Annotated in this window: 15 protein-coding genes, 2 tRNA genes and 2 pseudogenes; 4 read left to right on the forward strand and 15 right to left on the reverse strand. The window is 73.1% G+C overall.

Annotated features, from left to right (window positions below):
- A pseudogene (locus BGP03_RS29405) lies at positions 1–286 on the reverse strand (hypothetical protein); the annotation flags it as partial.
- A gap of 89 nt (positions 287–375) precedes the next feature.
- Positions 376–449: transfer RNA gene (locus tag BGP03_RS29410), tRNA-Gly, on the reverse strand.
- Between the two features lie 748 nt (positions 450–1,197).
- On the opposite strand from BGP03_RS29410, the gene BGP03_RS29415 reads away from it, so the two are divergent.
- Positions 1,198–1,274 (forward strand) — tRNA-Pro (locus BGP03_RS29415).
- Positions 1,275–1,297: 23 nt separating this feature from the next.
- Here BGP03_RS29415 and BGP03_RS29420 read toward each other — a convergent pair.
- The 5 genes from BGP03_RS29420 to BGP03_RS29440 all read right to left on the reverse strand — a co-directional run bounded on the left by BGP03_RS29420 (position 1,298) and on the right by BGP03_RS29440 (position 5,082).
- A complete protein-coding gene (locus tag BGP03_RS29420) occupies positions 1,298–1,840 on the reverse strand; it encodes an RICIN domain-containing protein (protein ID WP_296372381.1) in 543 nt (180 codons plus the stop codon).
- A 119-nt stretch (positions 1,841–1,959) separates the two neighbouring features.
- Positions 1,960–2,688, reverse strand: coding sequence for a hypothetical protein (locus BGP03_RS29425; protein ID WP_298798202.1), 729 nt, complete (start codon positions 2,686–2,688; stop codon positions 1,960–1,962).
- Between the two features lie 178 nt (positions 2,689–2,866).
- Positions 2,867–3,499, reverse strand: coding sequence for a DUF3887 domain-containing protein (locus tag BGP03_RS29430; RefSeq protein ID WP_298798200.1), 633 nt, complete (start codon positions 3,497–3,499; stop codon positions 2,867–2,869).
- Positions 3,500–3,541: 42 nt separating this feature from the next.
- A complete protein-coding gene (locus BGP03_RS29435; RefSeq protein ID WP_298798198.1) occupies positions 3,542–4,714 on the reverse strand; it encodes a DUF6596 domain-containing protein in 1,173 nt (390 codons plus the stop codon).
- Positions 4,711–5,082, reverse strand: a complete 372-nt coding sequence (locus tag BGP03_RS29440; protein WP_296372374.1) for a YciI family protein — start codon at positions 5,080–5,082, stop codon at positions 4,711–4,713. The genes BGP03_RS29435 and BGP03_RS29440 overlap by 4 nt, the downstream gene beginning before the upstream one ends.
- 80 nt (positions 5,083–5,162) lie before the next feature.
- On the opposite strand from BGP03_RS29440, the gene BGP03_RS29445 reads away from it, so the two are divergent.
- Together BGP03_RS29445 and BGP03_RS29450 are read left to right on the forward strand one after the other, a co-directional pair.
- Positions 5,163–5,546 carry a VOC family protein gene (locus tag BGP03_RS29445; protein WP_296372372.1) on the forward strand — a complete coding sequence of 128 codons (384 nt, stop codon included), beginning with the start codon at positions 5,163–5,165 and terminating at the stop codon, positions 5,544–5,546.
- Between the two features lie 11 nt (positions 5,547–5,557).
- Positions 5,558–5,926: a VOC family protein gene (locus BGP03_RS29450; RefSeq protein WP_296372368.1), complete on the forward strand. Its 369-nt coding sequence runs from the start codon at positions 5,558–5,560 to the stop codon at positions 5,924–5,926.
- On the opposite strand, the gene BGP03_RS29455 is transcribed toward BGP03_RS29450, so the two are convergent.
- Genes BGP03_RS29455 through BGP03_RS29480 form a run of 6 tightly spaced genes read right to left on the reverse strand, consistent with a single transcriptional unit; the run spans position 5,907 to position 12,204 of the window.
- Positions 5,907–6,383 (reverse strand): hypothetical protein, encoded by a 477-nt coding sequence (locus tag BGP03_RS29455; RefSeq protein WP_296372367.1) that lies wholly within the window; start codon positions 6,381–6,383, stop codon positions 5,907–5,909. The two genes, BGP03_RS29450 and BGP03_RS29455, sit on opposite strands and share 20 nt — an antisense overlap.
- A 9-nt stretch (positions 6,384–6,392) precedes the next feature.
- On the reverse strand, positions 6,393–6,683 hold the full coding sequence (locus tag BGP03_RS29460) for a Rieske (2Fe-2S) protein (RefSeq protein ID WP_296372365.1): 291 nt from the start codon (positions 6,681–6,683) through the stop codon (positions 6,393–6,395).
- On the reverse strand, positions 6,680–9,169 hold the full coding sequence (nirB, locus tag BGP03_RS29465; protein ID WP_296372363.1) for a nitrite reductase large subunit NirB: 2,490 nt from the start codon (positions 9,167–9,169) through the stop codon (positions 6,680–6,682). Before nirB ends, BGP03_RS29460 begins: the two co-directional genes overlap by 4 nt.
- Before the next feature lies 1 nt (position 9,170).
- Entirely contained in the window at positions 9,171–9,518 is a 348-nt protein-coding gene (locus tag BGP03_RS29470; RefSeq protein ID WP_298798195.1) for a molybdopterin oxidoreductase, read from the reverse strand.
- The gene (locus tag BGP03_RS29475) at positions 9,515–11,605 is read right to left on the reverse strand and encodes a molybdopterin oxidoreductase family protein (protein WP_296372359.1); all 2,091 of its coding nucleotides are present in this window, start codon (positions 11,603–11,605) and stop codon (positions 9,515–9,517) included. Before BGP03_RS29475 ends, BGP03_RS29470 begins: the two co-directional genes overlap by 4 nt.
- A 47-nt stretch (positions 11,606–11,652) precedes the next feature.
- Positions 11,653–12,204: a TetR family transcriptional regulator gene (locus tag BGP03_RS29480; RefSeq protein ID WP_298798193.1), complete on the reverse strand. Its 552-nt coding sequence runs from the start codon at positions 12,202–12,204 to the stop codon at positions 11,653–11,655.
- Between the two features lie 44 nt (positions 12,205–12,248).
- On the opposite strand from BGP03_RS29480, the gene BGP03_RS29485 reads away from it, so the two are divergent.
- Positions 12,249–12,836, forward strand: a complete 588-nt coding sequence (locus BGP03_RS29485; RefSeq protein ID WP_296372357.1) for a GNAT family N-acetyltransferase — start codon at positions 12,249–12,251, stop codon at positions 12,834–12,836.
- On the opposite strand, the pseudogene BGP03_RS29490 reads toward BGP03_RS29485, so the two are convergent.
- Together BGP03_RS29490 and BGP03_RS29495 are read right to left on the reverse strand one after the other, a co-directional pair.
- Positions 12,812–13,318: pseudogene (locus BGP03_RS29490) on the reverse strand (VC0807 family protein); the annotation flags it as partial. The gene BGP03_RS29485 and the pseudogene BGP03_RS29490 sit on opposite strands and share 25 nt — an antisense overlap.
- Positions 13,318–14,145 (reverse strand): carotenoid oxygenase family protein, encoded by an 828-nt coding sequence (locus tag BGP03_RS29495; protein ID WP_298798191.1) that lies wholly within the window; start codon positions 14,143–14,145, stop codon positions 13,318–13,320. The pseudogene BGP03_RS29490 and the gene BGP03_RS29495, both read right to left, overlap by 1 nt.
- Positions 14,146–14,173: the final 28 nt, after the last annotated feature.

A 14,173-nucleotide genomic window follows, 5' to 3' on the forward strand; every position in this document is an offset into this window, starting at 1 on the left:
GGCACGAGTCAGGTCCGAACCCGTCGAGGTACTTGTCGAGCAGCTCGTCGACGGTCGCGTTGGTGCGTGGGGCCCGACGCTCCGCAACCTCCTGGAGGAGGCGGGCGCGGATGGCCTCGGCCTCGTTCCACGCGTTGCGGCCGGCGGCGACCGTCTCGGTCAGGTAGTGCCGCTTGCCCGTGAACGGGTCGACGCCGGCGTACACGCGCACACGAAGAGCCCCGCTCCGCAGCGTCTCGATTCCGCCGCGGGCGCGGGCCCGTCCCGTGCCTGGACGACCGGTCACGAGGGCACTGTAACCACGACTCGCACCACATGTGATGCCACGCGAGCTGACTCAGTGATCTTGCTGCCAGAGTTTCCCCTGGTCAGAGGTGGAGCGGGCGACGGGAATCGAACCCGCGTAGCTAGTTTGGAAGACTAGGGCTCTACCATTGAGCTACGCCCGCATGCCCCGGTCACCCGGTGCAGGGTTAGCCTACCGGACCCGCTGAACGCTCCCGCCTCCCCGTGCGCATGCACCTCCGACAGTGGAGGCGGCGGATGTGGTGGGCCGTGCGTACCAGGCAGGTACCCACCGCGGACGGGACGGGCGCCACCGCGACGGCGGAAGCCGGAACGGTCGCACACCCGCTCACGACCGCGGCCGTCCAGACCCCGACCAGCACGCCGCGCGTTCCGCGGACCGGCGCGGGCGGCACCTCGACCCCGCCCATGTGTCGCCGCTCCCTTCCGGGTTCGGGAACGCCAGGCGCGGCGGGCCGGCTTGGCCGACGGCCCCCTCGTGGATGTGCGTGGCCGTGCGCGCGGGGCTCTGGAACGGCGGGTGACCCCGGGCAGGGTGATGTCGTAGCAGATGATGTCGTCGGTGCTGTTGATCCGGTAGTTGGACGTGCCGGTGGCGCCGGGCTCGCCGGGCGTGGGGACGCTGTCGGCGTCGAGCACCAGGTCCGGCGTCCCCATGGCGGTGAACATGCTGGTGAACGGGGCGGGCTCGGCCACTTCGGCGTTCGGGGTAGTCTGGGCGGACGCGGGCGGCGACGAGGCCGACGGTGGCCACCGTCAGGGCGGCCACGGCGATGCTGCGGGTCGTGCGGCGCACGGAGATCCTCTCGAAGGTCCGGTATGTCCGTCTCTACGGGCACCGGGCCTTCCGCGTTCACATCTCGTTCGCGCCAGGCCCTAGACTGCGGCCGACGGGGTGTAGCGCAGCTTGGTAGCGCACTCGCTTTGGGAGCGAGGGGCCGCCGGTTCAAATCCGGTCACCCCGACCACGTGACGTCCCCGGACGTCGGGGTCACTGGACCGTCTTGAAGTACTGCGCCGTGGTGCCGTTGCACGTCCACTGCTGCACCTTGGCCCCGTTGGCGGTGGAGTTCCCGCTGACGTCGAGGCACTTGCCGCTGTTCAGCGAGATCAACGGCAGGCTGTAGCCGATGTTGCCGCTGCCCCACCGCCAGAACTGGTTGCCGTCCTGCGAGCAGCCCACCACGTCCACCTGCGCCCCGTCGGAGAACGACGAGTTCCGCACCTCCATGCACAGGCCCCCGGGCGCCTTGCTGACGATCTGGAAGTAGGGGGCACCGGTGCTCGTCGTCCCGACCCGGTGGATGGCCCACCGCTGGTTGGCAGAGCCGAAGCACTGCCAGGTCTGGACGCGGGAGCCGTTGCCGCCGCCGTCCTCGGCCTTCACGTCGAGGCACTTGGTGCTGCCCAGACCGACCAGCTCGTAGTACGTGGGCGTGGCGGCCTGCGCGGGCGCCACGGCGAAACCGATCATGGCGGCCGCCGCCAGGCCTGCGGCGAGGGCGGTGCGGGCGATCTTCGTGGGGAGGGACATCGGAGGCTCCGATCGTGAGGCTGGGCACGCTGGCTGCGTGGGGACCAGCATCACGACCGGGGCGTGGTCGTGCGCTCGCGCCGGCGTCAGGGCTCCCTGCGTTACGGCGCAGGCTTTCCTTACCGTCCAGTGAGGACGGTCTGGCGCGGCACGAGCGCCGCGACGCCCAGCGCGAGCTCCATCACCACCCAGCCGGTCCAGCCGGGCAGGCCGGTGGTGGCGTTGTCGATCGGGTGGCCCGCCGCCGCGAGCACGATCGGCAGGCCGGCTGCGGCGTTGACGAAACCGTGGCCGATCGCGCAGGGCCAGACGCTGTCCGAGCGCAGCCGCAGCCAGCCGAGCAGGCTCCCGTCGCGACGCAGAAGCCGACCATCAGCAGCACCCGCAGCGGGGCCGGTTCGAGCGGGAAGCTGTAGCCGAGCAGCACGATCGGCGCGTGCCCCATACGACCCCGACCAGCAGGATCGCGGGCCAGCGCCCCAGCGGCAGCAGCCAGCCACGCCGCCCCACTCCTCGGCGAGCGCCGGGATCACGTTGATCCAGCCGACCACCAGGACCTCGGCGATCTGGATCAGCACGAGGGTCTGGACCGGGATGGCCGAGCGACCGCCCAGCACCTCCCGGAACGCGGAGAAGCTCACGAGATCCGCGTGGAAGACACCGACGGCCGCGCCGAGCACCAGCGAGAGCCCGACCAGCACGATCGGCCCGAGCCACGCGAGCACCGCCCACGGGAGCCACGACCGGACCCCGCGCTCGGACGTGACGCCGGTGAAGCGCAACGTGCCCGGGCGGCGGCGCAGCACCCCGACGACGGCCAGCGTGCCGAGCGTCGGCGCCAGCATCATCGCCACGAGGATCACGCCGGCGCCGGGCGTACGCAGGCCGAGGCCGCTGAACCGCAGCGGCGAGGTGATCAGCCAGGCGGCGCCCGACGTGACGACCAGGAAGGTGACGACGGCCGGCGCGTCGACCCGCTCGTGCGCGGAAATCCGGGCGGGAACACTCTGTTATCCGCGCACGGCTTCATCGTGCCGCCGCCTCGGGGTTGAGCACGAACAGGCCCGCGACCTGGCCGTCGGCCGCGAACGCGACGCGGCCGGTCAGGTCGCCCGCCTCGAACGCCAGGGGCACGTCGACGACCGTGTGGTCGCCCTGCCGCCGCACGAACGGCTCGCCCGGCCCCTCGTAGGCGCCGACGGTGTCCACCACCGTGGCCCAGGTGTCCGCCAGTTTCGCGGCGGGCAGCGCCGCGGCCATCGTCGCGTCGAACCGCCGGAACACCGCGTCCCACCCGCCCGCGGCGAGCGCTGTGAAGATCTCGACGGCCCCTGCATCGGCGCCGTCCAGTGTGGCCCGGTCCATCTGCTTCCCCGTCCTCGGATCGATCGGTCGTCCGAAGCGCTGGAACGCGGCCTGCCGCGTGGTGCCGAGGGCGTCACCGATCTGCTGCCATGTGCCGTCGGCCTCCCGGGCCGCGTCGACGGCGGCCGCGAGTACGCGGTCGGCCCGCCGGCGCACCTCCAGGGCGTCGTGGATCCGGGCGAACGCCGCGGCCTGCCCGTCACCGGGGAGGTCCGCGCCGGCGAGGTCGACGCCGGCGGCCAGCCCGCGCACCGCTCGGTCGAGATCGGCCACGGCGGCTTCGAAGGACGGCACGTGTCAAGGCTAGCTTTACAAGCAGTTCTGTCAAGCTCGGGTTTACAACCGGCGCGCGCGGCTCTCGAGGTAGTGCCGCTCGGGCAGGCTCGACGTCCCGCGCGCGGCCAGCCGGTAGGCGGCGCGCGCCGCGTCGAGGTCGCCGGCCCGCTCCAGCAGGTGTGCGCGGACGGCGTCGACGCGGTGGTGACCGCCGAGGTCGACGCCGTCCAGCTCGGCCAGCCCGGCGGACGGGCCGTGCACCATCGCCACGGCGACGGCGCGGTTCAACGTGACCATCGGGCCGGGGGTGAGGGACGCCAGGAGGTCGTAGAGCGCCAGGATCTGCGCCCAGTCGGTGTCCTGCGCCCGGCCCGCCTCGGCGTGCACGGCGGCGATCACGGCCTGCAACTGGTAGGGCCCGATCGGGGCGCGGGCCAACGTCGTGGTGATCAACGACGTGCCCTCGGCGATCATGACGGTGTCCCAGCGGGTGCGGTCCTGCTCCTCCAACGGGACGAGCGAGCCGTCGGCGAGGGTGCGCGCGGGGCGCCGCGCGTCGGTGAGCAGCATGAGCGCCAGCAGGCCGGCCACCTCGCCGTCCTCGGGCAGCGTGCGACGCAGCAGCCGGGCCAGACGGATCGCCTCCGCCGTCAGCTCCACCCGGTGCAGCGCCTCGCCGGAGCCGGCGGTGTAGCCCTCGTTGAAGATCAGGTAGAGCACCTGGAGGACGGCGCCGACCGCGTCCGGCGAGGCCGCGAAGGCGACGCCCCGGATCCGCGCCTTGGCCCGGCTGATCCGCTGCGCGATCGTCGCCTCGGGCACGAGGTAGGCGCGGGCGATCTCGGCGGTGGTCAGGCCGCCGACCGCGCGCAGCGTCAGCGCCACCTGTGACGCGCGTGTGAGCGACGGGTGGCAGCACAGCACGAGCAGCGTGAGGGTGTCGTCGGTGTCGGGGACCGGCGCCGCCTCGGGCCGGAAGGCCTCCTCGCGGCGACGGCGCGCCGTGTCGCTGCGCCACGTCTCCGTCCGCCGCCGGGACGCGACGGTGATCAACCAGGCGCGGGGGTTGTCGGGCACCCCGTTGCGCGGCCACTGCTGCGACGCGGCGAGCAGCGCCTCCTGCACCGCGTCCTCGCACTCGTCGAAGCCGCCGTGGTGGCGGACGACGGCGGCGAGCACCTGGGGCGCGAGCTCGCGCAGGAGACCATCGAGTTCCCCGCTGGACCGAGTCATCCCTCGAACGCGGACAGGTCCATCAGCGGCCGCACCTCCACGACGCCGAACGACGCCTCGGGCACCTTCGCGGCGATCTCCACGGCGCGCTGCTGCGAGTCGCACTCCAGCAGGTAGAAGCCGGCCAGCTGTTCCTTGACCTCGGCGAACGGCCCGTCGGTGGTCATCGTGGCACCGTCGGCGACGCGCACCTGGACGGTGTGCTCCGGGTAGGCCAGCGGGCTGGAGACGATCTTCTCGCCGGTGGCGTCGAGCTCCTCGTCGAGCGCGCGGTAGGCGGCGAGGCCGGCGGCGCGCCGCTCGGCGGGCAGGCTCAGGAAGACCTCGCGCGAGGCGGGGTTGTCGTAGATCAGGACGAGAAACTTCACGATTCCTCCGCGGGGCATGTCGAGAACGTCGATCCGGCTCCTACGTCTCCCCTGCCAGCACCGACACCGGAGGAGTCATCATGGACCGCACCGCCTACATCAGCCTTCCCGTACGGGATCTCGACGCCGCCACCGCGTTCTTCACCGCGCTCGGGTTCGCGTTCGACGCCCGGGTGCGGGACGAGAACACCGCGTGCCTGGTGCTCGGCACCGGCGCGCTGGTCATGCTGCAGAAGACGGCCTACTTCGAGCGGTTCACCGGCGGGCCCGTCGCCGACCCGTCGACGAAGGAGGTCTCCGTGGGGCTGAGCGCCGTGAGCCGCGAGGAGGTCGACGACCTGGTGGACCGCGCCGTCGCCGCGGGCGGCAAGGACGCCGGACGGCAGGACATGGGCGTCATGTACATGCGCGCGTTCCTCGACATCGACGGCCACCGCTGGTCGTTCCTGCACGTCGCGAACTGAGAGGGTGGGTCATGCTCGAGCACTCGAAGGCGTTCAGCGGGTTCTCCGTGGACGACATCGCCGCGGCCCGGACGTTCTACGCCGACACGCTGGGCCTGCGCGTCACGGAGGCCGAGGGACGGCTGACGCTGCACCTCGCGGGGGACCGCGACACGATCGTCTACCCGAACTCCGCCCACGTCCCGGCCGCGTTCACGATCCTGAACTTCCCCGTGCCGGACGTCGACGCGGCGGTGGACGCGCTCACCGCCCGCGGCGTGGTGTTCACGGTGAACGACTACACCGACGAGCGGGGCGTGCAACGGACGTACGGGCCGCCGATCGCGTGGTTCACCGACCCGGCGGGCAACATCCTGTCGGTCATCCAGACGGGCGGGTGAGCTCGCGCGCCACGGCCCTCCAGAACGGCACCGCCGCGAAGAAGACGCCGCCGAGCGCGATCACCCCGACCGCCGCGTCGACGCTCTTGCGGCCGTCGTTGGCCCAGTAGACGTCCTGGAGGTCGACGAGCAGGGCCGCCTCGTCGACGATCAGGGCCGAGCCGGTGCCGTAGGCGGCCGCCATGACGGGGCGGTCGCGCAGCGGGCCGGGGCGCAGGCCCACGCCCCCGACCAGCGCGAGCAGCAGGATCCCGATGTTGTAGTGGTGCAGGTGCCGCCCGCCCACGACCATGCCCCCGGCGGCGGGGCCGTGGCCGTCGTGCAGCCACGTGGTGACGGCGCGCGTGATGCCGAACGTGACCCCGAACCCCAGCCACGCAACGAGCGGCGGGCGCTCGGCCGGGCCGACGTGCTTGTCGTAGGCGGCGCGCAGCCGCGTGGTCAGGGGCGCCCGCATGCCGGGATCCTAGGACTCCAGCACGATCGCGCCGCCCTCCTCCCGCACGGCGTGAACCGTGATCTTCCCGCCCTCGGCGCAGGATCCGTCGGCGAAGGAGAACGCGCGGGCGTGCAGGGGACAGACGATCGACCTCGGGTCGAGCTGGCCGTCGGCGAGGGGGCCGCCGGCGTGCGGGCAGCGGGCCTGGGTGGCGCGCAGGGTGCCGTCGCGCAACCGGAACACGGCCACCTGCTCGCCGTCGACCGCGAACGCCCGGCCCTCGCCGAGGGGGATGGCGTCGACCGGTCCCAGCCTCATGCCATCGCTCCGTTCGTCGAGGACGTGCCGTCGCGGACCGGCACGATCGGCAGCGGGATCAGCGGCAGGGCGTCGGAGAACTGGCCGGGGGTGGCGGGTGCGCGGCCCTCGGTCCACGGGTCGACGTAGGCGTCGACGGCGGTCTGGATCCGTTCCTCGAGCCCGGCCACGAGGCCGTCGCGGTCGTCGACGAGCAGCGCCCGCAGCTCGTCGAGACCCACCCGCGGCACGAAGTCGTAGGTGCGCTCCAGCCACTTCGCGTTCTCGCGGTAGTACTGCACGAAGACCCCGGTCAGCCGCACGGCCTCGTCCCGGCCGTCGACGGTGGCGAGCACGTCGCCCCGGCGGACCGACGCCCCGGCCGCGCCACCGATGTAGATCTCCCAGCGGTTGTCGCCGACCGCGACGATCCCGATGTCCTTCACCATCGACTCCGCGCAGTTGCGCGGGCAGCCCGACACGGCGAGCTTCATCTTCGCGGGGCTCTCCAGGCCGGAGAAGCGCTCCTCGATGTCGACGCCGAGCTGGGTGGAGTCGCCGAGGCCGTAGCGGCAGAAGTCGGTGCCCACGCACGTCTTCACGGTGCGCATCGACTTGCCGTAGGCGTAGCCCGAGGGCATGTCGAGGTCCTCCCAGACGGCGGGCAGGTCCTCCTTGCGGACGCCGAGCAGGTCGATCCGCTGCCCGCCGGTCACCTTGATCACGGGGATCTGGAACTTGTCGGCGACGTCGGCGATGCGACGCAGCTCGGCCGACGTCGTGACACCGCCGGCCATCCGCGGGACGACGGAGAACGTGCCGTCGCGCTGGATGTTGGCGTGCACGCGGTCGTTGATGAAGCGGGCGTCCTTCTCGTCGACGAACTCGCCGGCCCAGACGACCTTGAGCAGCGAGGCCAGGGGCATCTTGGACGGGGCGTGCTCGCCGTCGGGGGCCAGCGCGGCGAACACCTGCGACACCGAGCGGAGGCCCTGCGCACGCACCGCTTCGATCAGCTCGGCCTTGGGAAGGGGGATCGACGGCACGTACCAGCCCGCGCTCTCGTCGACCTCCACCTGCCCGTCGGCCGCCCACTCGACGATCTGCGTGACGAGCGACGTGCACGACCCGCAGCCCTTCCCCGCGCGGGTCGCGGCCATCACGCCGGTCACCGAGCGGGTCCCGTTCGCCACGCAGGAGACCAGCGCGCCCTTGCTGACACCGTTGCAGTTGCAGACCTGCACCGCGTCGTCCATCTCGGCGGCACCCTCGGCCTCCGACGGCCCGGCGAGGGTGAACAGCAGCTCCACGCGCTCGTCGGGCAGCGGCAGGCCGCGGTCGAAGCTCTGCGTCAGGAACGCGACCTTCTCGACGTCGCCGAGCAGGGTGGCGCCGACCAGCTTGCCGTCGCGCACCACCACCGACTTGTAGACGCCGCGCCGGGGCTCGGAGAACCGCACGAACTCGTCGTCCTCGCGCTCGGGGCGCATGATCCCCATCGTGGCGACGTCCACGCCCGCGACCTTGAGCTTCGTGGCGTTGCGGGAGCCGTGGTAGGCGGCCTCGACGTCGGTGCCGGTGATGTGGTCGGCCAGCACGGCGGCCTGCTCCCACAGCGGCGCGACGAGTCCGTAGACCTGCCCGCGGTGCTGAGCGCACTCCCCGACGACGTAGATGTCGGGGTCGTCGACGCTCCGCATCTGGTCGTCGACGACGATCGCGCGCTCGACGGTGAGCCCGGAGACCACCCCGAGCCCGACGTTGGGGCGGATGCCGGCGGTGACCACGACCATGTCGGCGTCGATGGTGGAACCGTCGCCCAGCACCACGCCCGCCACCGATCCCGTACTGCGCACCGCCGACGGCCGCTGCCCGGTGTGCACCTGGATCCCGAGCTTCGTCTCCAGGACGCGGCGCAGGATGGCGCCCGCCTCCTCGTCGAGCTGCTGGTTCATGAGCACCGGCCCGCCCTGCACGACGTGCACCGCGAGCCCGTGCTGCTGCAGCCCGTAGGCCGCCTCCAGCCCCAGCAGTCCGCCGCCGATGACGACGGCGGAGTGGTGGTCGCGGGCGTAGTCGAGCATCGCGGTGGTGTCGTCCATCGTGCGGAAGCCGAAGACGCCGGGGGTGAGCGTGCGGTCGTCGACCCACATGCCGTCCATCGGCGGGAAGAACGTGCGACTGCCCGTTGCGATGATCAGCTTGTCGTAGGACAGGACGGTGCCGTCGTCGGCGAACACCTTGCGCGCGAAGCGGTCCACCCGCACGACCCGGACGCCGGAGTGCAGGGTGATGTCGTTCTCGGCGTACCACTCGAGCGGGTTGAGGTAGATCTCGTCGCTGCCCTCACCGGCGAGGACGTGGCTGAGCATGATCCGGTTGTAGTTGCCGTAGGGCTCGTCGCCGAACATCGTGATCCGGAACTGCCCGCTCCCGCCGCGCGCCAGGATCTCCTCCACCGCGCGGGCCCCCGCCATGCCGTTGCCGATCACCACCAGGTCGTCCACGTCAGACCTCCACCAGTCCGAGATCGATCACGATGGTGCCGGTCAGGCCCTCCCGCGCGGCGAGGTGCACCTCCAGCACCGAGCCGTCCTCCAGGTCCTCGACGACGGCCAGCGCGACGTGCGTGCTCGCGCGGGCGCCGATCGGGAAGTAGCGCATCGGCGCGCCGTCGCGGGCCAGCAGCACCGTGACCAGCTCGTCGGTGCCGTTGCCGCCGCGGAAGTACAGCGGCTGGGCCGTGACGCCCGGGGGCACCGTGTAGGTCAGGTCCGGGTGCAGCAGCACGGGCTTGTCCACGCCGGAGCCCTCGATCGGGAAGATCCCCTGCAGGAACGCGGGTTTGCTGATCATCGGCGGTTCTCCTCGAGATCGGGGACGGTGGAACGCGCGCGGACGGGGGCCAGCGCGACGGCGCAGGACTTGAACTCCGGCATCCGCGACGTCGGGTCCAGCCGCGCGCTGGTGAGGTCGTTGACCCGGGCCCAGTGGAAGGGCAGGAACACCGTGTCGGGGCGGATGCCGTCGGTCAGCCGGGCGGTGGCGACGACGCTGCCGCGGCGCGTGGTGAGCCGCAGCGCGTCCCCGTCGGCGACGCCGATCTCGGCCGCCAGCAGCGGGTGCAGCTCGGCGTAGGCGACGGGCTCGGCGGCGAGCAGCGTCTCGTTGCGCCGGGTCTGGGTGCCCGACTGGTAGTGCGTGCGCGAGCGCCCGGTCGTCAGCAGGTACGGGTAGCGGCGGTCCAGCCGCTCGGTGACGCTGCGGTGCGCGACGGCGACGAACCGCGCGCGCCCGTCGGGCGTCGGGAACGTGTCGGTGAACAGCCGCGGCGAACCGGGGTGGGTCTCGTCGGGGCAGGGCCAGAACAGCTCCTCGCCGGCGTCGAGGCGCTCCCAGCTGATGCCGCCGTAGTCGGCGACGCCGCCCGCGCTGGCCCGGCGCAGCTCGTCGTAGACCACTCGCGGGTCGGTCGGGAAGTGCTTCCCGCGGCCCAGGCGAGCGGCGAGCTCGTGCCAGATCTGCAGCTCCGAGCGCACGCCCGGCGGCGGGTCCAGGACCCGACGACGGCGCACCACCCGTCCCTCCAGGTTCGTCAGCGTGCCCTCCTCCTCCGCGAACTGGGTGGTGGGCAGCACGACGTCGGCCAGCCGGGCGGACTCGGAGAGGAAGAAGTCGGTGACCACCAGAAGGTCGAGCGCGCCCAGCCGTTCCGCGACGTGGCGGGCGTCGGGTGCCGACACCACCGGGTTCGACGCCGCGAGCAGCAGCACCCGCACCCCGCCGTCGGTGCCGAGGCGGTCGAGCAGCTCGTAGGCCGAGACGCCGGGCGCCGGAAGCTCGTCCGGGTCGATCCCCCACACGCCTGCGACGTGCGCGCGGGCGGCCGGGTCGGCGAGCGGCCGGTAGCCGGGGAGCTGGTCGGCCTTCTGCCCGTGCTCGCGGCCGCCCTGCCCGTTGCCCTGCCCGGTGACGGTGGCGACGCCGCTCCCCCGCCCCCGGCCGGGCAGGCCCAGCGCGAGGCCGAGGTTGATCCACGCGGTGGCCGTCGCGGTGCCGTCGGCGTGCTGCTCGGCGCCGCGTGCGGTGAGGATCATGGCGTTCCGCGCCGTGGCCAGGTCGTGCACGGTGGCCGTCAGGTCGGCGACGGGGACGCCGGTGACGCGCTCGGTGCGGTCGGGCCAGTCGGCGCGCACCGACCGGCGCACGGCGTCCCAGCCGGTGGTGCGGCGCTCGATGTAGTCGTGGTCGACGAGGCCGTCGCGGATCGCGATGTGCAGCATCCCGTTGGCCAGTGCGAGGTCGGTGCCGGGCACGGGCTGAAGGTGGCGGTGGGCCGGTTTCGCCGTCGCGGTCTCGCGGGGGTCCACGACGATGTGCCGGGCCCCGCGCTCGCGGCCGGCCTCGAACCACCGCATCGCGGGCGGCATCGTGTCGGCCGGGTTGCTGCCGACGAGCAGCACCACGTCGGCGTCGGCGACGTCGGACAGCGGGAAGGGCAGGCCGCGGTCGATGCCGAACGCGCGGTTGGCCGCCGCCGCGGCGGACGACATGCAGAACCGGCCGTTGTAGTCGATCATCGCGGTACGCAGCGCGACCCGGGCGAACTTGCCGAACTGGTAGGCCTTCTCGTTGGTCAGCCCGCCCCCGCCGAAGCAGCCGACGGCGTCGCGGCCGTGCGCGGCCTGGGCCCGGGTGATCGCCGCCGTCACGCGGTCGAGCGCGTCGTCCCAGGTCACGGGGCGGAGCGGGAGGCCGGGGCGGTCGCGGGCCAGCGGGGTGGTGAGGCGCTCGGGATGGGTGATCAGCTCCGCCGCGCGGACGCCCTTCATGCACAGGCCGCCGCGGTTGACGGGGAAGTCCTCCCGCCCGGTCAGCTCCAGCGCCGGGGTGAGGTGGATGCCGCACTGCAGCGAGCAGTAGGGGCAGTGGGTGGCAGCCATCGCGGACCAGCGTCGGTGGGAAGCGTGACCGCCGGGTTGTCGGCCCGTTACGGTCGCGACCCGTCCGCCTCACGGTCGTCCGCGGCCGCCGTGAGGGTGCGGACGTGGGCGCGGACCGCGGCCGTGGTGCGCTCGACGTCGCCGGTGGCCAGGAGGTCGAGCAGGGCGCCGCGGAGCACGGCGAGGGACCCGGTGGCCCCGCCCAGCACGGCGAGCCAGTCCCGCACCGTGGCCTCGGCGAAGCCGGCCCACGGCCCGTCGGGTTCGACGAGCGAGCGGGCGTAGGACTCCACCCAGAGCGTCAGCAGCGCGCGGTGCTCCGGCGCCGAGAGCCAGTCCCAGATCCGGCCCACCGCAACCGGCCCGTGCCCGACGTCGGGCAGGACCGCGAGCTCGTCGGCCCTCGCCCGGCCGAGCAGGGCCCGGACGAGGCCGTCCTTGGACCCGAAGAGGTAGATCAGCACGCGCGGGCTGGAACCGATCGCCTCGGCCAGCGGGCGCAGCGACATCCCGGAGAGGCCGTGCCGCAGCACGTGGGCGTAGGCGAGGCCCAGCAGCTCCTCGCGCCGGGCCGACGGGGGTTGCGCGGGTTCGGTCACCGGGTCAGTATCACTGAAACACTCGTTTCAGTGGCGGAGGCATCGTGTCCGAAGTGGTGATCCGGCCGTTGGGACGACCCGGCGACCTGGGCTGGGTGGTGATGGCCCACGGCGAGCTCTACACCGGGGAGTTCGGGTGGGACGCGTCGTTCGAGACGCTGGTAGCGCGGATCGTGGCCGACCACGCCGGCCGCGACGACGACGGGCGGGCGGGCGCCTGGATCGCCGAGCTCGACGGCCGCCGGGTGGGCTGCGTCTTCTGCACGCCTGCGGACCACCAGACCGCCCAGCTGCGGATCCTGCTCGTGCACCCCGATGCGCGCGGTCACGGCCTGGGCCGCCGTCTGGTGGACACCTGCGTCGACTTCGCGCGGGACGCCGGCTACAGCGGCGTCCGGCTGTGGACCAACGACGTGCTCGCCGCCGCGCGGTGCATCTACCTCAACGCGGGCTTCCGGCTCGTCGGGGAGGAGCGCCACCACAGCTTCGGGGTGGATCTGGTGGGCCAGGACTACGTACTGGACCTGCGGACCCGGGCCGCCCAGCGCACCGTCCAGACCGACAGCCCGACGAGCACCGCCACCAGCATTGCCGTGGACAGCCCCACCATCCCGTCGATCGGCAGCAGGTAGACCAGCGGGACGCGGATCGCCGCCTCGGCCAGCAGCCCCACACCCCACACCGTCGAGGTGAAGCGGTAGCCGCGCCGGACACCCTTGTCGGTGCGGTACTCCTCCCCGAGCTCCTCGGCCTCCGCGGGCGACCAGCCCTGCCGGGCCGCGAGCGTGAGCGGCCGGTCCCCGACCAGCACCGTGGCGAGGAAGGTGAGGCCCACCGCGCCCGTCACGAACGAGTCCTTGAGCAGCAGGAACCGCGGATCCCCGCTGACGAACGACAGGATCAGCCCGAGCCCGAACACCACGAGCGTCACGGTGGCGAACAGGTCGAGGGAACGCCGGCGGGCCGCCACCCACACGATCCGCAGGGCGGCGACGAGCGTGGAGGCGAACAGCGCGACCCAGTCCGACGCGCCCAGCAGGTGCAGCACGTAGTAGGCCACCACGGGCGCGCCGACGTCGACGGCGAGGCCGCGGAGCAGCGTCACGACGTTCATCAGTCCTCGATCCAGGAGCCGTGGAAGCCCGCCGGCACCCCGCGGGGCAGTGTCACGGCCGCCACCGCCGGCCCGGCGAGGTCGGCTGGGTCGAGCACGAGCAGCTGTGACACGGAGCCGTCGCGCCGCGTGGTGATGGTGAGCAGCCAGCCGTCGTCCTCCGCGGTGCCGTCCTGCGCGGGCACGAACACGGCCTCGCCCGCGGCGGCGTCCAGCGGGTGGGTGTCCACGGTGCCGGTCGCGTCGTCGTACTCGACGATCGCAGCGATGCCTCGCGCCTCCGCGGCAGAAGGTGCGTCGGCGCCGTCGGAGACCGCGTGGAGGTAGCGCGACGCGCGGCCGACCAGCCGGTCGTCGAGCGTGGGGAACTCGACGGGACGGTCGTCGCGGGCGGTCTCGGTGACGGAGCCGGTGGCCGGGTCGAGCGTCCACCGGTGCAGGCGGGCCACACCGAGCGCCGCGGCGTCGGCGGCCGGAGTGGCCGGGGTGGCCGGGGTGGCGCCGCCCAGCCGCGACCACATCGCGACGGTGTCGGCGGCGGAGTAGCGGGCCCCGTCGAGGACGATCCGGCCCGGCGCGTCGGTGTGGGCGGAGCCCACGTGGAGGACGTAGCACGGGTCGATGCCCAACCAGCGCACGTGGCCGGGGCGGTCCAGTTCCATGATCCCGATGCGGGCCGCGCAGCCGTCGTCCCAGGCGTCGGGCATGCCCTGGCTGACCAGGTCGAACCGGAACGTCACGGGCAGGTCGAGGAACACCGCGTGCCGGTCGGTGATCGCGAAGTCGTGCGTCTTCGACGGCCCGGCGCCCGGGATCCCGGCGCTCACCACGAGCTCACCGCCGAGAGCCGGTGGT

The organism is Pseudonocardia sp. 73-21 (assembly GCF_001899645.1).
Classification (GTDB): domain Bacteria; phylum Actinomycetota; class Actinomycetes; order Mycobacteriales; family Pseudonocardiaceae; genus Pseudonocardia.

Bases quoted from the DNA above. Each gene is read 5' to 3' on its own strand.
- BGP03_RS29420 (WP_296372381.1), bottom strand. From the start codon at position 1,840: ATGTCCCTCCCCACGAAGATCGCCCGCACCGCCCTCGCCGCAGGCCTG.
- BGP03_RS29425 (WP_298798202.1), bottom strand. From the start codon at position 2,688: ATGATGCTGGCGCCGACGCTCGGCACGCTGGCCGTCGTCGGGGTGCTG.
- BGP03_RS29435 (WP_298798198.1), bottom strand. From the start codon at position 4,714: ATGACTCGGTCCAGCGGGGAACTCGATGGTCTCCTGCGCGAGCTCGCG.
- BGP03_RS29445 (WP_296372372.1), top strand. From the start codon at position 5,163: ATGGACCGCACCGCCTACATCAGCCTTCCCGTACGGGATCTCGACGCC.
- BGP03_RS29450 (WP_296372368.1), top strand. From the start codon at position 5,558: ATGCTCGAGCACTCGAAGGCGTTCAGCGGGTTCTCCGTGGACGACATC.
- BGP03_RS29455 (WP_296372367.1), bottom strand. From the start codon at position 6,383: ATGCGGGCGCCCCTGACCACGCGGCTGCGCGCCGCCTACGACAAGCAC.
- BGP03_RS29460 (WP_296372365.1), bottom strand. From the start codon at position 6,683: ATGAGGCTGGGACCGGTCGACGCCATCCCCCTCGGCGAGGGCCGGGCG.
- BGP03_RS29470 (WP_298798195.1), bottom strand. From the start codon at position 9,518: ATGATCAGCAAACCCGCGTTCCTGCAGGGGATCTTCCCGATCGAGGGC.
- BGP03_RS29475 (WP_296372359.1), bottom strand. From the start codon at position 11,605: ATGGCTGCCACCCACTGCCCCTACTGCTCGCTGCAGTGCGGCATCCAC.